This window comes from Pseudomonas abyssi (genome assembly GCF_002307495.1).
In the GTDB taxonomy this organism is placed as follows: Bacteria; Pseudomonadota; Gammaproteobacteria; order Pseudomonadales; family Pseudomonadaceae; genus Halopseudomonas; species Halopseudomonas abyssi.
This window is the reverse complement of the sequence record NZ_NTMR01000009.1, coordinates 1-17,993: the sequence shown is the minus strand read 5'-3', so window position 1 is coordinate 17,993 and position 17,993 is coordinate 1. Positions and strand designations below refer to the sequence as shown.

The 17,993-nt window shown below is 58.9% G+C and carries 18 protein-coding genes and 2 pseudogenes; 17 read left to right on the top strand and 3 right to left on the bottom strand.

Features of this window, described 5'->3' with window-relative positions; all coding sequences use genetic code 11:
- Positions 1-79: 79 nt before the first annotated feature.
- From CNQ84_RS21060 to CNQ84_RS06460, 11 genes and pseudogenes are all read left to right on the top strand, one after another.
- Positions 80-355, top strand: a pseudogene (locus CNQ84_RS21060) (DUF6228 family protein); the annotation flags it as partial.
- A gap of 35 nt (positions 356-390) precedes the next feature.
- Positions 391-924: a cysteine hydrolase family protein gene (locus CNQ84_RS06500; protein WP_096004098.1), complete on the top strand. Its 534-nt coding sequence runs from the start codon at positions 391-393 to the stop codon at positions 922-924.
- A gap of 102 nt (positions 925-1,026) precedes the next feature.
- Positions 1,027-1,398: a VOC family protein gene (locus tag CNQ84_RS06495; protein ID WP_096004097.1), complete on the top strand. Its 372-nt coding sequence runs from the start codon at positions 1,027-1,029 to the stop codon at positions 1,396-1,398.
- A gap of 35 nt (positions 1,399-1,433) precedes the next feature.
- Positions 1,434-1,793, top strand: coding sequence for a hypothetical protein (locus CNQ84_RS06490; RefSeq protein ID WP_096004096.1), 360 nt, complete (start codon positions 1,434-1,436; stop codon positions 1,791-1,793).
- A 23-nt stretch (positions 1,794-1,816) separates the two neighbouring features.
- On the top strand, positions 1,817-2,275 hold the full coding sequence (locus CNQ84_RS06485; RefSeq protein ID WP_096004095.1) for a hypothetical protein: 459 nt from the start codon (positions 1,817-1,819) through the stop codon (positions 2,273-2,275).
- Between the two features lie 3 nt (positions 2,276-2,278).
- Positions 2,279-2,512, top strand: coding sequence for an AAA family ATPase (locus CNQ84_RS20905; RefSeq protein WP_217350065.1), 234 nt, complete (start codon positions 2,279-2,281; stop codon positions 2,510-2,512).
- Between the two features lie 89 nt (positions 2,513-2,601).
- Positions 2,602-2,829, top strand: a pseudogene (locus CNQ84_RS20900) (AAA family ATPase); the annotation flags it as partial.
- Between the two features lie 65 nt (positions 2,830-2,894).
- On the top strand, positions 2,895-3,776 hold the full coding sequence (locus CNQ84_RS06475) for a restriction endonuclease (protein ID WP_096004094.1): 882 nt from the start codon (positions 2,895-2,897) through the stop codon (positions 3,774-3,776).
- 230 nt (positions 3,777-4,006) lie between these two features.
- Positions 4,007-6,421 (top strand): AAA family ATPase, encoded by a 2,415-nt coding sequence (locus CNQ84_RS06470; RefSeq protein ID WP_096004093.1) that lies wholly within the window; start codon positions 4,007-4,009, stop codon positions 6,419-6,421.
- Positions 6,422-6,493: 72 nt separating this feature from the next.
- Positions 6,494-6,943: an SRPBCC family protein gene (locus CNQ84_RS06465; RefSeq protein WP_096004092.1), complete on the top strand. Its 450-nt coding sequence runs from the start codon at positions 6,494-6,496 to the stop codon at positions 6,941-6,943.
- Positions 6,944-7,020: 77 nt separating this feature from the next.
- Positions 7,021-7,338, top strand: coding sequence for a hypothetical protein (locus tag CNQ84_RS06460; RefSeq protein WP_096004091.1), 318 nt, complete (start codon positions 7,021-7,023; stop codon positions 7,336-7,338).
- 74 nt (positions 7,339-7,412) lie between these two features.
- On the opposite strand, the gene CNQ84_RS06455 is transcribed toward CNQ84_RS06460, so the two are convergent.
- Positions 7,413-7,784, bottom strand: a complete 372-nt coding sequence (locus CNQ84_RS06455; protein ID WP_096004090.1) for a hypothetical protein — start codon at positions 7,782-7,784, stop codon at positions 7,413-7,415.
- A 101-nt stretch (positions 7,785-7,885) separates the two neighbouring features.
- On the opposite strand from CNQ84_RS06455, the gene CNQ84_RS06450 reads away from it, so the two are divergent.
- Together CNQ84_RS06450 and CNQ84_RS06445 are read left to right on the top strand one after the other, a co-directional pair.
- A complete protein-coding gene (locus CNQ84_RS06450; RefSeq protein ID WP_217350064.1) occupies positions 7,886-8,104 on the top strand; it encodes a hypothetical protein in 219 nt (72 codons plus the stop codon).
- Between the two features lie 179 nt (positions 8,105-8,283).
- A complete protein-coding gene (locus tag CNQ84_RS06445; protein WP_245841265.1) occupies positions 8,284-9,477 on the top strand; it encodes an alpha/beta fold hydrolase in 1,194 nt (397 codons plus the stop codon).
- Here the strand turns inward: CNQ84_RS06445 and CNQ84_RS06440 are convergent.
- Together CNQ84_RS06440 and CNQ84_RS06435 are read right to left on the bottom strand one after the other, a co-directional pair.
- Positions 9,447-10,772, bottom strand: coding sequence for a diguanylate cyclase domain-containing protein (locus CNQ84_RS06440; protein ID WP_096004089.1), 1,326 nt, complete (start codon positions 10,770-10,772; stop codon positions 9,447-9,449). The two genes, CNQ84_RS06445 and CNQ84_RS06440, sit on opposite strands and share 31 nt — an antisense overlap.
- 142 nt (positions 10,773-10,914) lie before the next feature.
- Positions 10,915-11,316 (bottom strand): hypothetical protein, encoded by a 402-nt coding sequence (locus tag CNQ84_RS06435; protein ID WP_096004088.1) that lies wholly within the window; start codon positions 11,314-11,316, stop codon positions 10,915-10,917.
- A gap of 147 nt (positions 11,317-11,463) precedes the next feature.
- Between CNQ84_RS06435 and CNQ84_RS06430 the strand changes: the two genes are divergently transcribed.
- From CNQ84_RS06430 to CNQ84_RS06415, 4 genes are all read left to right on the top strand, one after another.
- Positions 11,464-11,976 (top strand): sigma-70 family RNA polymerase sigma factor, encoded by a 513-nt coding sequence (locus CNQ84_RS06430; RefSeq protein WP_096004087.1) that lies wholly within the window; start codon positions 11,464-11,466, stop codon positions 11,974-11,976.
- Entirely contained in the window at positions 11,973-12,920 is a 948-nt protein-coding gene (locus tag CNQ84_RS06425) for a FecR domain-containing protein (RefSeq protein ID WP_096004086.1), read from the top strand. The genes CNQ84_RS06430 and CNQ84_RS06425 overlap by 4 nt, the downstream gene beginning before the upstream one ends.
- 67 nt (positions 12,921-12,987) lie before the next feature.
- Positions 12,988-15,408, top strand: coding sequence for a TonB-dependent receptor (locus CNQ84_RS06420; protein ID WP_096004085.1), 2,421 nt, complete (start codon positions 12,988-12,990; stop codon positions 15,406-15,408).
- Between the two features lie 147 nt (positions 15,409-15,555).
- Positions 15,556-17,832, top strand: coding sequence for an OsmC domain/YcaO domain-containing protein (locus CNQ84_RS06415; protein WP_096004084.1), 2,277 nt, complete (start codon positions 15,556-15,558; stop codon positions 17,830-17,832).
- The last annotated feature ends 161 nt before the right edge of the window (positions 17,833-17,993 follow it).

Genomic DNA, 17,993 nt, shown 5'->3' with positions numbered 1-17,993 from the left:
GGTACTGCACAGCCGCAACGGCGATTACTTTCAGGTGACGTTTTCATCCAGTGCGCTCACCTGACATCAGGATGTCTGGGCCTACACCGATGCCGATGGGCTGGCGCGTCTGTTCGAGCTGCTGGGCGCACAAACCCGGCCTTGGGCAGAGCCGCTTTGCTGGGCGTCGCTGGAGCGGGAGTTCAAACTGATTGCTACCTGCGATTTGCGCGGAACTGTAACTGTCGGTCTGGAGCTGAACCCGTTGGGCGCTTCTGAGGGGCGGTACGTCAGAACTCAGTTGCACTGTGAGTTTGGTCCGTTGCCCGCTCTCGCCAAAGCTGCACGTGCTTTCTTTGGCCCGGTACCTGCCTGAGGGTAGGAAACACATCATTATTAAAGGGAATTGGTATGAAGTCCGCACTCCTGGTGGTGGACGTGCAAAACGGCGTATTTGGCTCAGCTCAGCCGCCGTATCAGTCCGAGGCTGTCGTCCGCAACATCAACACCTTGGTGGAATACGCCAACGCACATTCACTGAAAACCGTACTTATCCAGCACCAGATTCCGGGCATGCTCGAGCCCGAGAGCCCGGCCTGGCAACTATACTCTGGCCTGACCGCGGCCAAGCAGGGCATCACCGTGCGCAAGCAGACACCTGACTCCTTTTTTGGTACTGACCTGGCCGAACGATTGGCACAAGAGGGTGTAGAGCATCTTATTGTCTGCGGCTACTCGACCGAGTTCTGTATCGATCGAACCGTCTTCAGCGCGGCTAGCCGCGGCTACAAGGTGACCCTGGCAGACGACGCCCATACCACCCACGACAAACCACACCTGGATGCCCGCACAATCATTGCGCATCACAGCTTTACGCTCTCGAAGCACCCCAACATCGAGCTGACAGCCACCGCAGCGCTTGTAGCAGAGCAAAAGCCTGCCTGATGCGGGCCAGCATGCGCTAGCCTCGCTCCCTCTAATGGGGGGGGGCTCAACCACGCCGCCGGCTCGCCCGGCGGTGTTCAATCTCGTAGCAGGAGAGACGCGATGCATCAGCATGAAAAACTGAATTACGTTGAGTTGGGCGCTAAGGACCTGGCCGCTACCAAAGCGTTCTTTACCGCTGCTTTTGGCTGGGCTTTTGCCGATTACGGCCCGGACTACACGGCCTTTTCCAATCAGGGTCTGGATGGTGGTTTCTTCAAAGCTGATACCTGCAACCGCACAGACAGCGGCGGCGCGCTGCTGGTGTTCTACAGCGCCGACATCGCTGCAACGCTGAACAAGGTGCAGGCGTGCGGCGGCGATATCGTCAAGCCGAGCTTCGACTTTCCCGGCGGCTGTCGTTTTCACTTCTGCGAGCCAAGCGGCAACGAATTTGCGGTCTGGTCGGAAGCGCGCACGCCAGCAAATCGGTAATCTGCCCGGTGCCCTGAACGCAATGGAGAATCGCAATGAAAAACTGGCTGCTGGTGATCGCCATGGCCGTGCTACTGGCTGGCTGCGCCGAACCGCTGCCGGAGAACCGGCTGGACTACGTAGGCCAATGGCGCAGCAAAGAGATGAGCCTGCTGATTCTGGCAGACGGCACCGTCGCCTATGAGCGGCTTAAAAGCGGCGGCACCACCTCCATCAATGGGCCCATGCAGGGCTTTGAGGGCGACGATTTTATTGTTGGCTTGCTGTTTTTGACCACGCGCTTTGAGGTCAGCGAACCGCCCCACGAAGTAGAAGGCGACTGGACCATGGTCGTCGACGGTGTGCGCCTCTGGCGTGTGCCCGAGAAATCCATCCAACTCGATAACACCATCTGAGCGCCGCGCAGGAGTCAACGTTCATGAACAAACCAACCTTGGCGCTGCTGGCCGCAGCCCTGTGCACGCCTATTTGGGCAGCGGTAACCGAGCAGGATGTGGCCGCAGCGCCCGAGCCTGCCCTGGCCGGAGAAGCCTTTGCCACCGCGCAATTGTTCCGCTTTTATGAAGGCGCGGATGGCGCCGTGGCAGAGTGGATCAACGGGACACTGGGCCAGGTAGCGCAAGCCCATCCCAAGCTCTTTCTTACCGAGCTGGTGGCCTACAACGGCGGCGCGGAGTGTACGAATGTCTCCGCGCTGGGGCCGGACTTTGTGGATGCCTTTGCCCAGCAGGCCGAGGAGCTGGCTGCGCGGCGGGCTGCGCTGCAATCGGTGGAAGATACAGCGCTGGAGACCGCGCGCGATCACTGCACCGCCCAGCTGGACCAGGCCATCAGCCGCTCCCGCGCAGCCGCCGCAGCGCTGGATGCGGTGGAGTAACCCATGCCTATGACCAACCGTTTTGTGCTCTCCGGCGGCCCCGGCGGCGGCAAGTCAGCGCTGCTTGCAGCGTTGGCCGAGCGCGGTTATCCCGTGGTGCCCGAGTCGGCCCGCGCCATTATCCGCAGCCGACTGCAGAGCGGCCTTGCTCCACGGCCCGAGCCCGCCGCCTTCGCCCAGGCCATACACGCAGCACTATCAGCAATTGCAGACTGTAGACACGCCATGCTTCTTTGATCGCAGCGTGGTAGACGCCCTCTACATGCTGCACGCCGCCGGCGCCATGGACGAGGCCGCCGTAGCGCAACAAAGCAGCGCCTACCCCTACAACACGCACCGTGTTCTTTCTGCCGCCATGGCAGGCCATCTACCAAACGGACGGCGAGCGAGACCAAACCTTTAGCGAAGCCCAACAGGTGTACGCAAACCTCAAACGCTGGTACCTGCGTTGGGGTTATGACGTGGTAGACGTGCCCTGTTGCAGCGTGCCGGAGCGCGTGGCCTTTGTGCTGCATGCGGTAACACAGGCGGCAGAGCAGGGCGGGGCAGACTAAAAGCGGCTTTACCACGCACCAGGATAGGGCTTTAATGGCACTAAGCCAGTTAAAGGAGCCAAAGGATGGCACGCAGACGGACCTCTGCATTTGAAGACCTGATCGTTGTACTGTCACGTCTGCCCTGGTGGGCAAGCTTGGCCATTGGTCTGGTCAGCTGGCTGATATTGCACCCCATCGCCACCGCACCTGTTACCCCGCCTGCCGCCCTCAAGCCGGGCGATATGGGCGGCATTCTTACCGCGCAGCTCTGGCGCACCTTTGCCTTGTTCGGCCAATACCTCATCCCCATTGCCTGCGGCCTGGGCGCCATTGGCTCGGTTATCGCGCGCTACAAACGCAAGCAATTGCTCGGCAGCGTCACCGCCGCCACCCAACCCGGCAAAGCCATCGACGGCCTCAGCTGGCAACAGTTTGAACAACTCATTGGCGAAGCCTTCCGCCGCAAGGGATACAGCATTACCGAAACCGGCGGCCAGGGCGCCGACGGCGGCGTAGACCTGATCCTGCGTAAGAACAACGAGAAGTACCTGGTGCAATGCAAACACTGGCGCTCGCTAAAGGTCGGCGTACCAGTGGTACGCGAGTTCTTCGGCGCCATGGCCGCAGAGGGCGCCGCGGGTGGTTATGTGGTCACCTCAGGCCAGTTCACCCAAGAGGCCAAAAGCTTCGCCCAGGGACGCAACATCCAGCTGATCGACGGCACCGGCCTTAAACGCCTGATGCTCCGCGCCCAACCAAGCGCCCCCATAACCCGGGCCACCAGCACACCATCCAGCACACCCACTGCCGCAACCCTCCAGCCAGCAAAAGACCCAACCTGCCCGCTATGCCACAGCAGCATGATCAAACGCATTGCGCGCAAAGGCACTAACGCCGGCAACAGCTTCTGGGGCTGCAGCACCTATCCAAAATGCAGAGGTATCGTAAATGTGCAGCTGCTTTAAATGCCCAGATGGTATGTCGAGCGGCATGCCCTACAGGGTTATTGGAAGCACGAAAAGAGGAAGTCGCGTTATTACGTGCGTGGTTAATGGGATGGCGGTAGGTGTCTGTTTTTATTGTTAATTTTTTATGCTGATGTGTGGAAGGAGGTGTTGTTATGAAGAAGTCACCGATATGCAATGATGAAGCCTTCGGTCCAATCAGCTGTTAGGCACCATCAAAAAGGACATACATGAGCGGACATATAAAAAAAATAGACTCAATTAAAAGTATGGCGGTCTATGATGATTTTCAGTGGTCATCATCTATGCGAGATGCTGGTAACAACATCGCAGAATTTAAAAAGCTAAACATCATATATGGCCGCAACTATTCTGGCAAAACAACACTCTCGCGGATCTTCAGAGCTCTTGAAACTGGCACGATATCAGACAAATATAGTTCACCTGAGTTTCAATTGTCATTTGATGGCGGCAGCACTGCCACGCAGAGGTCATTAAGTAATCATGGTCGAATCGTTCGGGTTTTCAATGAGGACTTTGTCCGAGACAACCTTCGGTTCATTGTTGATGACGAGCAGACGATCAATTCATTTGCCATCTTGGGGGAAGACAACACAAAGCTTGAGGAAGAAATCGAGAAGCATGAAGCCGAACTTGGGAGCGAAGAGGACAAGTCTGGACTGCTGGGAGAACTCCTTGGGGCTGAAGAAAAATTAAAAGGAGTCCAAAAAGACCATGATGACAAGTCGTCAGAATTGGAGGGGAAGTTACGTGAAAAAGCCAATAAGGCAGACACTGGAATCAAGCACAATAAAAGGTTTGGTGATGCCAACTACAATGTTTCTAAAATAAAGACAGACATCTCGACTGTTACTAAAGGCACTTATTCTCCGCTTACTGATGAGCAGGTGGGCAAGTTTCACGACCTCCTTAGAGAAGAACCCAGATCGGAAATCCCTGAATCATCAACTTTCAATCTTCAATACTCTGCTATCGCTTCAAAGGCTAAAGAGCTCATTGAAAAAAAGATTCAGGCATCTGCTCCAATTCAGGAATTGCTAATCGATGCGGCTCTGGCCTCGTGGGTGAGGACTGGTCGGGGCCATCATCAAGAGAAAAGAGATAAGTGCGCATTTTGTGGCAGCGACCTTCCTGAAGATTTATGGGAGAAATTGGACAAGCATTTTAATCAGGAGTCTGAAGAGCTTCGTCAAGCATTGGAAACCCTGCTTGGATCAATTGAACGTGAGCGAGCCCGAGTTCCTAATCTACTGAAAATCAAAAACTCGGATTTCTACTCTAACTTTACAGCCGACTTGGATTCATTGGCAGAGCAGTTGTCGACCTTATCAGAGTCTTACAGTCAGAGTCTGGACTCGATAAAAGAACAGGTCGAAAAACGAAGAGATGACATTTTTACGCCTCTTGAGTTTAAAACATCTGAGTTTATTGAAGATGCTTTGAATGCGGTCAGGGATTCGTATGAGGAGCTCAGAAACGAATCTAATAGGCTTACGGCTTCACTAAGCGCTGACCAATCTGAAGCTCGTGCGGCTCTCCGACTCCATGAGGTTTATACATTCATAAACGACATTAAGTATGGAGACGAGTGTACGGTCATCGAAACATTGAATGAGGCTATGGGCGAAGCGAAGGAAGCTAAAAACACCGCAACAGAAAAAGTTGATGAAAAACGAGAAAAAATTGCTGAACTGAAGGCCCAGTTAAAAGATGAAAGCAAGGGAGCTGATAGGGTAAACGATTATCTGAACAACTTTTTCGGCCACCAGTCTCTCTCACTAAAAGCCATTGAAGAAAACCTGGGGGACGCGTCATCTGGATACCGGTTTGAGGTAACTCGAAACAACAAAAAAGCATTCCATCTCAGCGAAGGTGAATGCAGCCTGATAGCTTTCTGTTACTTCATGGCCAAGCTTGAAGACATAGAGACTAAAGGTAACCAGCCTATCATTTGGATCGATGACCCCATTTCCAGCTTGGATGCAAACCATATCTTTTTTGTCTACAGCCTTATTAATGCTGAGATTGTAACGCCAGAGAAATATGAAGATGACGGTGAGATCAAGGCGCGTGACCGTTTTAAGCAGCTATTTATTTCGACTCACAATTTGGATTTTTTGAAGTATCTGAAGCGGCTACCCGGCGCTTTGAACAAAAAGAAGTCCCAATACTTTATCATTAACCGAACGGATCAAGTCAGTGACATTACATTGATGCCTCGATACCTGAAAGACTACGTTACGGAGTTCAACTTTCTGTTTCATCAAATTTATAAATGCGCTCATGCCCAGATCGAGTGTGATGAAAATCATGATTGCTACTACAACTTTGGAAACAATGCCCGCAAGTTTCTTGAAGCATTCTTGTACTACAAATACCCCAATGCCGTAGAAAATGATGACAAGCTGGCGCGTTTTTTCGGAGATGATGCATTGGCATCGTCACTAACGGATCGCATCAACAATGAGTTTTCCCATTTAGCGGGTGTGTTTGAGAGAAGTATTTTGCCTATTGATGTGCCTGAGATGAAGACAACGGCAAGTTTTATATTGCGAAAAATTGAAGAAAAAGATCCAGACCAGTATTCGGCGCTACTTCAAAGTATTGGGGTAGAAAATGCCTAACAAGCGCATGTTGCCGGACTGTTTTTCCGCTGCGCTCCAAACCAGCCGCAAATGCGGGCGTGAGGCACGTAAATGGCCTTAATCGAGTATGAGCTGACTGTCAACGCGCCTCATCCGGTCGTGTACGCCGCGTCTCAAGACTATTCCGTGAGGTATCAGTGGGACCCGTTTCCGGAAAGGATCGAGCTCCTGGGTTGTGCAACCGAGGTAGGCATTGGGGTTAGGACACTTGTAGTCGCAAAGTCCGGCTTAACCATGGAGGTCGAGTTTGTTCAGGTTGCCCCGCCTACCACGGCAGCCATCGTCATGACCAAAGGCCCTGCCTTTATAAAGAGCTTTGCTGGCAGCTGGGTATTCAAGCCCCTCAGCTGTGGCACTACAAAAGCGAAATTTCGCTACGTCATCAAAACCAAAAAATGGGCAATCCCCGTAATCTCGGAATATGTAGCTAGCCTTTATTTCAAGCGGGTGGTTAAGGCCAGGCTTAATGGCCTTAAGCAATACTGCGAGCAAGGTGCGTAGCAAGTGGTTGAAGTCACTGGCTTTTGCTCGCAAGGACTGCCTGATTCCGGCCACCTGATACGACGTCACTCATCCCCATGAAAACCACCACCAAACTCAACATCCTCGCCACCGCCTCAGGCGTGCTCGCACTGCTCTTCGGTATTTCGGCAGTGCTGCTCTGTGCATACGCATTCACCAAGGCGCGTATGCCGTACAACGAGGCGGGTCGCTACTTTGACGGGGTGACGGTTCACCACGCGGGTAGTGAGTATGTGTATGGGGTGTTGGGGCTGTCGTTTGGGGTGTTCGCGCTTGTTGCGGGTGTAGGGGCGTATCGCCTGTTTAAACGTGCTGCTGCGGCCCGGCGAGGCCGCAAACCCGATGACGCTGAGACTGGTGGTTCGCAGGGGTGAGCTAACGCGGATCAGGTTTCTGACCCCGGCGTATTCTTCATTCGTCGTGGTCAGGAGCTGGCAGTCTCTGCGCGTTACAGCCCCAGATACTGGGCGATCAAAAAAGCGTCGCCTTTCCCTTCATGCTTGCCAAAGTAGCTGACCGGCTCGCGTTCGCCGTCTTCGATGGAGCCTACTTCGCAGTCGATGTCGTATTGCTGGGCGAGGCTGTTGAACAGGTTGACGGCGGGGGCCAGGTGGGTGTGCTTTTTCACCGGTTGGCTGATGCCCAGCTGCCAGTCTTCGCAGTCATCACTGCTGCAATCGTTAATCAGCTCGGCGCGGTTGGCTTCGTTTTCTTCAACGTAGGTTTGCAGCGCGGCTTGCAGAGCTGGCAGGTTCTGTTTGAGCTGTTTTTCCTGCTTTTCATCCAGCCGGTCGCAGGCGATGAAAATGTATATAAGCATGGGGGCTACCTGGTGGAATTAAGCGGCCACTTTACCACAGCGGCTGCCGTGCTTAATGCGCCAAGCCCGGGTGCTGCTCTGGCATTGGGTAGGTATACTGCTTGGCGGCGGTGACCTCGGGTATCGCGCTGGTGCTCTCGCTCGTCGCGCTGACCGGTGTGTACGCCTTCGACCCGCGCGCGTTTTTCTTCACCATGGGCCTGTTCGTGATTGGCGCTGCCTACTACTTCGGCTACAGCCGCCAGCATCTGGTTGCCAAGTCGGCTGACGAAGAGTTTGCCATGCTGGCGGAAGCAGAGTCTGATCTGGCGGCTGCCTGATAGGGGGCCGAGTGGTACTGCAAGAGCCGCCTCCGGGCGGCTTTTGTGCATCTGCGACATCGCTTTGGGCAATGCCGCTGTATTCGGCAGGCTGAATGGGACGGTCATTGGTTGACCGGCTTGAGGTGTGCTGGATAGGTTGTGGGCTCTGTTAGGCAGTCACAACAACAAGAGGCCCCATGCCCGAATTCAATGCCCGCCCGGTCAGCAATGCTGCTCGCGCTGCCATGCTGGCGCAGTTGCCGCCCGGTATCCGCTCCCGCCAGGTCGACAATGGCAACGGTCTGAACGTCCATATTCTGGAAGCCGGTTTTGAGCAGCCGGGGCGTGAGTGTGTGTTATTGCTGCACGGTTTTCCGGAGCTGGCGTTTAGCTGGCGCAAGGTGATGTTGCCGCTGGCCGAGGCGGGTTATCACGTGGTGGCGCCGGACCAACGTGGCTACGGCATGACCGAGGGCGGTGATGCGCGCTATGACGGCGACATCAGTCAGTACCACTTTCTCAACCTGGTACGCGATGCACTGGGGCTGGTGCACACGTTGGGTTATGACCAGGTGGCGGCGGTAGTGGGCCATGATATCGGCTCGCCGGTGGCCGGTACCTGTGCGCTGACGCGCCCGGACGCGTTTCGCTCGGTCGCGATGATGAGCGCGCCTTATCCGGGCCCGCCAAGTTACCGCGTTGACGGGCAGAACGGGACGCAGGCCATTGCGCGGTTGCATGCGGATCTGGCGGCTCTTGAGCCGCCGCGCCTGCATTATCAGCGTTACTTCAGTCAGCCCGACGCCAATGCGCACATGCTGGCGTGCGAGCAGGGGCTGCACGACTTTCTGCGTGCCTACTTCCACATGAAAAGCGCGGACTGGGCGGGCAACCAGCCAGCGCCGCTGCCATCGGCGAGTGCGGCCGATCTGGCCAGCATGCCGACCTACTACATCATGGAGCAGGGCAAGACGATGGCTGAGACCGTCGCGGTTGCCATGCCGTCAGCGGCTGAGGTGGCTGCCTGTGGCTGGCTGCCTGAAGCGGAGCTGGCAGTCTATACGGGTATCTTTGCCGATACCGGATTGCAGGGCGGTCTGCAGTGCTACCGATCGCTTGGCTCAACTGCGGCGCAGGCGGAGATGCTGCTGTTTGCGGGGCGGCAGATAACAGTGCCGTCTTGTTTTATTGCCGGTGCAAGTGACTGGGGTACCTGGCAGAGCCCCGGCGCGCTGGAGCTGATGCAGCGCCGGGTGTGCGCCGACCTGCGCAGCGTCGACCTGATTGCCGGGGCAGGGCACTGGGTGGAGCAGGAGCAGCCAGCGGCCGTTGTTGAGGCGCTGTTGGGTTTTCTCGCGCGTCAGGCTGGCGCGTCCGGAGAAAAAGCGTAGCCGGCGCCACCGTTGCGTTTGGCAGCGTACATCGCATTGTCGGCGTGATGCATCAGCTGGCGTTCGCTCTGACCGTGCTCAGGGTAGACCGCGATGCCGACGCTGGGTGTACAGGTCAGGGTATGTCCCTCGATCAGAAAGGGAGCTGCCAGCGTGCTGAGGATCTTTTCCGCTACGCTTGCGGCGTCTTGCCGTTGTCGAATGCTGTCGAGCAGGACCGCAAACTCATCGCCACCCAGACGGCCACAGCTGTCGGACTCGCGTACGCTCTGACGTAATCTGGCGGCGACCTGTTGCAGCAGCTGATCGCCAACGCCATGGCCGTAGGTGTCGTTTATCTGCTTGAAGCTGTCCAGGTCCAGATACAGCACGGCCAGTTGCCCGCTAGTGCGCTGCGCTCGCAGCAGGGCGCCCTGCAAGCGATCCATGAGCAGTACGCGATTGGGCAACTGTGTCAGCTGGTCGTGTTGCGCGAGGAAGGAGAGTTTATCGTGGGCACGGTGCCGGCTGATGGCGCTGGCCAGCTGACTGGCGACAAAGTTCAGAAACTCGGTGTCCCGTGCATTGAATACTGGACTGCCCCGCCGGCCTTGTACGACGAGTACGCCAATGGGCACGCCGTCGTGCAGCAGGGGGACGCAGAGCTGAGGCGATTGTCCGTTGTTTTCTGTCTTGGGCGTGTGCGGGTATGAGCGAATTGTTCGTGCCAGCGACGGGTAGGCGGCAAGTGGCGCAGGCGCAGGCGCCGGCAGACCATCACCCGCCTGGTAGGGAAAACTCAGTTGATCCCGTTCGGGATCATAGAGGGCAACGGAAAAGGCCTGGACCGGCAGATGCTGGGCGATCAGGTGATGCATCTGCTGATACAGTGCGGGCAGTGTTTCTGCCAAGTGCGCCGCTGCCGATACCGCATATACCGCAGCCTGTCTGGCCTCGGCCTGTTTTCGCGCGGTGATGTCACGGGCGACGCCAACGCGCACCTGTTCGGCTGCGAACCATTGGGTCGACCACATGATGTGGACGATATGGCCCTGTTTGTGGATGTAGCGGTTCTCGTGATCGCTTGAGGGCTGGCCGGCGGTGATTCGCTCGACGATCTGTCGGGTGGCCTCCCGGTCATCCGGGTGGATCAGTTCGAAGGCCGTGCGGCCGATCAGCTCTTGCGGCGTATAGCCAAACACCCGTTCGCTGGCCGCGCTAACGGATAAAAAGCGTCCCTCCTTGTTTACGACGCAGACGACATCCAGCAGCAAATCCAATAGCTTGTCGTGGGGAATCAGGGGAGCTGGGATCATGCCGCCCAATATAGTGGCAGAGTGCCTTGGCCTGCTACCGTGCGCTGATGTTTTTTTTGTGCCTTGCGTGCACGCAAGGCCACGCCTTACTCGGGGCTCCCCTGTCGCGCGAGCCCCATCACGGCTGTGTTGCTGGCGGCGCTCAGGCGTCGCGCAGCAAGTCCTGACTGTTCAGCAGCGCGAAGGTGATCTCCGGATGCGCTTTCAGACTGCGACGGATGGCGGCGGGGATAGACTTGCGGGTTTTGCGGCAGAGCCCGGGTTGCGGTAGCAGCTTAATGTCGATACCGCGCACGCTGCGTACTTCACCAAAGCCGGTGTCGATGGCCAGACGCATGCCCAACTGCTCGTACATGCGCATTTGCAGGTGCTCCAGTTCTTCCAGTGTGCTGATGGCTTCGAGCCGGGCCACCAGTCGTTTCTCTTCATGCAGCGTCAGACGCAGGATGCGTGGATCGGCGTTGGCTTGCCCGGCCAGGGTGTCGCGGTCGCAATCGCAGGTGCCGGGCGGGCAGGGTTGGCGTGTGGCAGGCGTCGTGGTCATGGCGTATCTGCACGTGGGAGCGTGTGGCTATCGTGCTGGGTTTGCGCGGCCAGTGCAATGGGGCTTGGGCGTCTTGCGCATTGCAGTTGATGGCATTTGTTAAATACAATCAATCTCATTTGCCCGCCTCCCTGATCCTGACCGCCAATGACCGACGCCGCGCCAGCCACACAGCAGAACCTGCACACGCTCTATCGCGACCATCACAGCTGGTTACAGAATTGGTTGCGCCGTCAGCTGGGTAACACCTGGGATGCGGCTGACCTGAGTCAGGATGCCTTCATCAAGGTGCTGACCAGCTCCCAGAACGTGGCGGATATTCGCGAGCCGCGTGCTTATCTGTTGACCGTTGGCAAACGCCTGCTTAACACCTTTTACGCCCGTCGCAGCCTGGAACAGGCCTATCTGGATGCACTGCAGCAACTGCCGCAGGCGCTGGCACCGTCGCCAGAACAGCGCTGGGCCCTGCTGGAAACCCTGCAGGCGCTGGACGAGCTGCTGGACGGGTTGCCGCTGGCCGTGCGGCGGGCCTTTCTCTGGAGTCAGCTGGAAGGGCTCGGTTATCGCGATATTGCCGCGCGGTTGCAGGTGTCCGAACGCACGGTAAAACGCTACATGGCCCAAGCCTACGAGCACTGTCTGCTGCTGGAGCGGACATGAGCGGTGTGACCCAGGCCGAGCGCCGCGATATTACCCGTGCTGCCGCGCGCTGGCTGGCGCTGCTGGACGCGGAGGATTGCAGCGAAGACGATCACGCGCGCCTGGCGCATTGGCGCAGCAGCAACCCCGAGCACGAGCACGCCTGGCAGCGCGCGTTGCAGTTGCGTCAGCGTTTTGCCGGGCTGCCCAGTGCGTTGTCCCTGGCCGCGCTGGATAGGCCTGATCTGGGTCGGCGGGTGGCGGTCAAGCGGGTACTGGGCGCGTGTGCGTTGCTGCCTGCGGGTTGGCTGGTGGGGCGGCAGTTGCCGGTGCAGGCCTGGACCGCCGATGTCCACACCGCCACTGGCGAACAGCAGCGCATGCCGCTGGCCGAGGGCATCGAGCTGCAGCTGAACACCGATAGCGCGGTGAATCTGCAGCTGGCCGAGCGACGGCTGACGTTGGTGCGTGGGGAGCTTGCGTTGTCTGCCGCTGGCGATCAGCCGCTGAGTATCATCTTGCCGCAGGCCGTGCTCACCCTGCGTGACGCTGAAGTGTGCGTACGCCGTTTTGATGACCACTGCCGAATCGCGGTGGCCCGTGGGCGGGTGCAGCTGGCCGCCAGTGCCGGTGCCAGCGAGCTGCTTGAGGGCGGCCAGCAGGTGTCGGTAAGCGCGGGTGGCTTGTCCGGCTGGACGCCTTATGACCCCACACTGCCTGACTGGCGTCAGGGTGTGCTGTTGGCCGACAACCAGCCGCTGGGTGATTTTCTGCGCGAGCTGCGTCGTTATCGCCCCGGCGTGCTGCGCTGGGACCCGGCGCTGGAGCGTCTGCGCGTGACGGGCAGCTTCCGACTGGATGACACCGACCGTGTGCTGGCTCTGCTGGCGGCCAGTCTGCCGCTGAGCGTGCAGACACGCACCCGCTATTGGGTGTCGCTCGCGCCCAGACAAGAAAATGCCTGATGCCTGTCCCTTTTTCTGCGCTCGCCAGTCAGTAGCGGTGAGAAAGCAAAAATTGAGGAGCTGGTTTATGTCTGCAGTATCGACCGAGTGCGCATCGCTGCGTCTGCGTTCATGGGTGCACCTGGGGCTGGTCATGGGCTTGAGCGTCAGCCCGCTGGCTATCTCCACCAGTTACGCGCAGGAGGTGGAACGGCGCAGCTATGCGGTGCCGGCTGGCGAGCTGGGCGCGGCACTGACCCGCTTTGCCGGTCAGGCTGGCGTGAGCCTGTCGGTTGATCCGGCGCTGATGCAGGGCCGCCGCAGCGAAGGCCTGTCCGGCAGCTACAGCGTGGAGGAGGGCTTTGCTCGCCTGCTGCAGGGTAGCGGGCTGCAGCTTCAACCGGTAGGCGCTGGCGGCTATACGCTGGTCGCGGCGCCTGCCCAGAGTGCGGCGCTGCAGATTGCTCCGATCACGGTCGTGGGCGTCAGCCCGCAGCTGGCCAGCGGTGAGCGTTACGCCGGCGGTCAGGTAACCATGCAAACCTCCCAGGGCATGCTCGGCTCACGCGACTTTATGGACACCCCGTTCAGCGCAACCACCTATACCAGCGAAACCGCCCAGAACCAGAATGCCCGCACCCTGCTGGACCTGATTGCCAATGATCCGTCGGTGCGCTCCACCAACCCGGCCGGTGGCCGTTTTGAGCAGTTCACCATTCGTGGATTCAGCCTGTTCAATAGCGATGTTGCCTTCAACGGCCTGTACGGTGTTCTGCCGACCTATTCAATCGACATGGAAATGGCTGACCGGGTGGATGTGATCAAGGGCCCCAGCCAGTTGATCAACGGCATCTCGCCGCGCGGCGCTGTGGGTGGCGGCATCAATCTGGTATCGAAACGGGCCGCCGATACGCCACTGACCGAGTTCACCGGCAGCTACGCCTCCGATAGCCAGGTCGGCGGTGCACTCGACGTGGGACGGCGCTTTGGCGAAGACAACCGCTTTGGCCTGCGCTTCAACGGCGTGCGCCAGGCAGGCGATACCGAGTGGGACCACCAGCACGTCGACCGCGAGATGGCGGTACTGGGCCTCGACTACCGGGGCGAGCGTGTGCGCCTGGGCGCGGACATTGGCCACACCGAGCGCGATACCGATGCACCGCAGGAGCGCGTGCTGATTGGCGCAGCCGCGCCGATTCCGGACGCCGACCGGGTCAATGACAACTACGCGCAGGCCTGGAGCAAGGCCCGTACTGAAGACACTTTTGCCGCGTTCAATGGCGAGTACGACATCAACGAGGACCTGCTGTTCTATGGCGCGGCGGGCGTGCGCGAGAGCAACCACGATTTCCTGCGTCACAACGTCTCGATCATCAACGAGGCCGGTGACTTCAATGTGCAGCCACGCGACTTCACCCGCGATGAGAGCGTGCGCACGGCCACAGCCGGCCTGCGCAACTGGCTACAGACCGGGCCGGTCAGCCATGAGCTGAACCTGGCTGCCAGCTATTTCTACATGGACTTCACCAACGGCGGCGCGCGCTACGCCACCGGTCCGAGCAACCTGTATGACCCGGTGCCCACGCCGGCACCGGGCGCGCCGACCCGTATCGATAACGAGGTCTACACCGAGAACCGTTTCAGCGGTGTCGCGCTGGCCGACACCCTGGGTTTTATGGATGACCGCCTGCTGGTTACCCTGGGCGCGCGCTGGCAGCGGGTGAAGGTGGACGACTGGAGCAACGGCATCAAGGGTGAAACCGCGTACGACGAGGAAAAGGTTTCGCCCTCGGTTGGTGTGGTATATCGGCTTGCACCGGAGGTGTCGATCTACGCCAACTACATGGAAGGCTTGAGCCAGGGCAAGATCGCCCCGTCTACCTCGATCAACGAGGATGAAATCTTCGCGCCCTTTGTCAGCCGGCAGGTGGAAGTGGGCGCCAAGTACGACCGGGGCGACGTTGGCGTCACCCTGAGCGCCTTCCGCATTCGTCAGCCCGCCTATGAAACCGACGCCGCCACCGGCGTGTTCGGCCCCAACGGCAAGCGCGAGAACCGCGGTATTGAGTTGAGCACCTTTGGCGAGCCCTGGCAGGGTGTGCGTCTGCTCGGCGGCCTGATGTACATCGACAGTGAACTGACCGCCACCAACGATCCGACCGAGGACGGCAACCGTGCACCTGCTACGCCTGAGTACAGCGTCAATCTGGGCGCCGAGTGGGATGTGCCGGCGTTGCGCGGTCTGACCCTGACTGCCCGTGGCATTCACTCCAGCTCGCAGTATCTGGATCAGGCCAACAGCAAGAAGATCGACGGCTGGGAGCGTTATGATCTGGGTGCGCGGTACGCCTTTGCCGCTGCCGGCAAGGATGTCACTTTGCGTGCCAGCGTGGAGAATGTGCTGGATGATCGCTCCTGGATTTCTGCCGGGGCATCGGACGACAGCGCTGCGGGCCTGACCTTGTCAGCGCCGCGTACCTGTCTGTTGTCCGCCACCATCGGCTTCTGAGCCTGGCGCGCCCAGGCTGGTTGTCGGCCTGGGCAGTGGCGTTCGGTTATCCGCGTCTGTCGCTTTGCTGCGGACGCGACATGACATTCAGTACAAAAGCCGGATAATGGCGGGCTATTCAACCCGCCCCCACGTCTGGTGTTCTGCATGGAAATCAAGGTCAACTTTCTCGACAACCTCCGCCTGGAAGCCAAGTTTGATGACTTCACGGTGGTGGCTGATCAGCCCATCCGCTACAAGGGCGATGGCTCTGCTCCGGGCCCGTTTGACTACTTTCTGGCGTCATCGGCGCTGTGCGCGGCGTACTTCGTCAAGCTCTACTGCAATACCCGCAATATCCCCACCGACAACATCCGTCTGTCGCAGAACAACATCGTTGACCCGGAAGACCGCTACAAGCAGATCTTCAAGATTCAGGTCGAGCTGCCTGCCGACATTTCCGAGAAGGATCGTCTGGGCATCCTGCGTTCGATCGAGCGCTGTACGGTCAAGAAGGTGGTACAGACCGGCCCTGACTTTGTCATCGAAGAGGTCGAGAATCTGGATGCTGACGCCCAGTCGCTGTTGATGCCGGTGCAGACCGAGGGCGAGGGCACGCGGATTCTGGGCAAGGACCTGCCGCTGGAGCAGACCATCGCCAACATGTCGGGGCTGCTGGCAGGGCTGGGCATGAAGATCGAAATCGCCTCCTGGCGCAACATCGTGCCCAACGTCTGGTCGCTGCACATCCGTGACGCCCAGTCGCCGCTGTGCTTTACCAACGGCAAGGGCGCGACCAAGGAAGCGGCGCTGGCCTCGGCGCTGGGTGAGTTTATCGAGCGGCTGAACTGCAACTTCTTCTATAACGATCAGTTCTGGGGCGAAGACATCGCCAACGCGGACTTCGTGCATTACCCCAACGAGCGCTGGTTCAAGATCGGGCGCAATGATGATCTGCCCGTCGGGCTGCTCGACAGCTACTGCCTGGATATCTACAACCCGGAAGGGGAGTTGCGTGGCTCGCACCTGATCGACACCAGCTCCGGCAATGCCGAGCGCGGCATCTGCGCCTTGCCCTATGTGCGCCAGTCCGACGGCAAGGAGGTGTACTTCCCCTCCAACCTGATCGAAAACCTGTTTCTCAGCAACGGCATGAGCGCGGGTAACACGCTGGCCGAGGCGCAGGTGCAGTGCCTGTCCGAGATTTTTGAGCGAGCGGTCAAGCGCGAGATTCTGGAAGGCGAATTGGCGCTGCCGGATGTGCCGCAGACTGTGTTGGACAAATACCCGGGCATTGTTGCCGGCATCAAGGGGCTGGAAGAGCAGGGCTTCCCGGTCCTGGTGAAGGACGCTTCGCTTGGCGGCCGGTTCCCGGTCATGTGCGTCACGCTGATGAACCCGCGCACTGGCGGTGTGTTTGCCTCCTTTGGCGCGCACCCGAGCCTCGAAGTGGCACTGGAGCGCAGCCTCACCGAGCTGCTGCAGGGGCGCAGCTTTGAAGGGTTGAACGACCTGCCGCAGCCGACCTTCGAGTCTCAGGCGGTGACCGAGCCGAACAACTTTGTTGAGCACTTTATCGACTCCAGCGGTGTGGTGTCCTGGCGCTTCTTCAGCGCCAAACCCGACTACGATTTTGTCGAGTGGGACTTCTCCGGCCAAGGGGCGGATTCCAACCAGCAGGAAGCCGACACCCTGTTCGGCATTCTCAAAGACCTGGGCAAAGAAGCCTATATGGCGACCTACACCGACCTGGGCGCCAACGCCTGCCGCATTCTGGTGCCGGGCTATTCCGAGATCTACCCGGTCGAGGATCTGATCTGGGATAACACCAACAAGGCGCTCGACTTCCGCGCCGATATTCTCAACCTGCACAGCCTGGATGATGAGCAGTTGCAGGCGCTGGTCGAGCGGCTGGACGAGAGTGGCCTGGATGATTACACCGATATCAAGACGCTGATCGGCATCGAGTTTGATGACAATACCACCTGGGGTCAGCTGACCATTCTCGAGCTCAAGCTGCTGATTCATCTGGCGCTGCAGCAGCGTGATGAGGCCAAGGAGCTGGTCGAAGCCTTTCTGCAGTTCAACGACAACACCGTCGAGCGCGGTCTGTTCTATCAGGCGCTCAACGTGGTCTTGGAGGTGCTGCTGGATGAGGCGCTGGCGCTGGCCGATTTTGAGCCCAACTTCCGGCGCATGTTCGGTAACGAGCGGATGGACGCGGTGATCGGCTCGGCGAATGGCGATGTGCGTTTCCATGGCCTGACACCCACCAACATGCAGCTGGAAGGGCTGGACCGCCACCTGCGCCTGATCGACAGCTACAAAAAGCTCCACGCCGCCCGCGCCAAGGCGGCCGCCAGCGTCGCCCGCAATGACGACGCCACAGCCAAACCCCTCCTGCAACCCTCCCGCCCCCGATCCGCCTGGCGCAAAAAGCCGTAGTGCGGAGAACGCCAAAGGCTTCTCCGCGTCGTCGCGGCGCGTTGGCTCTGGTGGAGAACGCTGCGCGGTTCTCCACGCTACGGGGTGGTTGCGGCGCGGCGGTTCTGGTGGAGAACGCTGCGCGGTTCTCCACGCTACGGGTGTAGGGCGGAGAACGCCGT

Excerpts from the sequence above, each read along its gene's own strand:
- CNQ84_RS06500 (WP_096004098.1), top strand. The coding sequence starts at position 391 with ATGAAGTCCGCACTCCTGGTGGTGGACGTGCAAAACGGCGTATTTGGC.
- CNQ84_RS06445 (WP_245841265.1), top strand. The coding sequence starts at position 8,284 with ATGCCCGAATTCAATGCCCGCCCGGTCAGCAATGCTGCTCGCGCTGCC.
- CNQ84_RS20905 (WP_217350065.1), top strand. The coding sequence starts at position 2,279 with ATGCCTATGACCAACCGTTTTGTGCTCTCCGGCGGCCCCGGCGGCGGC.
- CNQ84_RS06465 (WP_096004092.1), top strand. The coding sequence starts at position 6,494 with ATGGCCTTAATCGAGTATGAGCTGACTGTCAACGCGCCTCATCCGGTC.
- CNQ84_RS06475 (WP_096004094.1), top strand. The coding sequence starts at position 2,895 with ATGGCACGCAGACGGACCTCTGCATTTGAAGACCTGATCGTTGTACTG.
- CNQ84_RS06430 (WP_096004087.1), top strand. The coding sequence starts at position 11,464 with ATGACCGACGCCGCGCCAGCCACACAGCAGAACCTGCACACGCTCTAT.
- CNQ84_RS06415 (WP_096004084.1), top strand. The coding sequence starts at position 15,556 with ATGGAAATCAAGGTCAACTTTCTCGACAACCTCCGCCTGGAAGCCAAG.
- CNQ84_RS06470 (WP_096004093.1), top strand. The coding sequence starts at position 4,007 with ATGAGCGGACATATAAAAAAAATAGACTCAATTAAAAGTATGGCGGTC.
- CNQ84_RS06490 (WP_096004096.1), top strand. The coding sequence starts at position 1,434 with ATGAAAAACTGGCTGCTGGTGATCGCCATGGCCGTGCTACTGGCTGGC.
- CNQ84_RS06495 (WP_096004097.1), top strand. The coding sequence starts at position 1,027 with ATGCATCAGCATGAAAAACTGAATTACGTTGAGTTGGGCGCTAAGGAC.
- CNQ84_RS06435 (WP_096004088.1), bottom strand. The coding sequence starts at position 11,316 with ATGACCACGACGCCTGCCACACGCCAACCCTGCCCGCCCGGCACCTGC.
- CNQ84_RS06440 (WP_096004089.1), bottom strand. The coding sequence starts at position 10,772 with ATGATCCCAGCTCCCCTGATTCCCCACGACAAGCTATTGGATTTGCTG.
- CNQ84_RS06425 (WP_096004086.1), top strand. The coding sequence starts at position 11,973 with ATGAGCGGTGTGACCCAGGCCGAGCGCCGCGATATTACCCGTGCTGCC.
- CNQ84_RS06420 (WP_096004085.1), top strand. The coding sequence starts at position 12,988 with ATGTCTGCAGTATCGACCGAGTGCGCATCGCTGCGTCTGCGTTCATGG.
- CNQ84_RS06455 (WP_096004090.1), bottom strand. The coding sequence starts at position 7,784 with ATGCTTATATACATTTTCATCGCCTGCGACCGGCTGGATGAAAAGCAG.
- CNQ84_RS06460 (WP_096004091.1), top strand. The coding sequence starts at position 7,021 with ATGAAAACCACCACCAAACTCAACATCCTCGCCACCGCCTCAGGCGTG.
- CNQ84_RS06485 (WP_096004095.1), top strand. The coding sequence starts at position 1,817 with ATGAACAAACCAACCTTGGCGCTGCTGGCCGCAGCCCTGTGCACGCCT.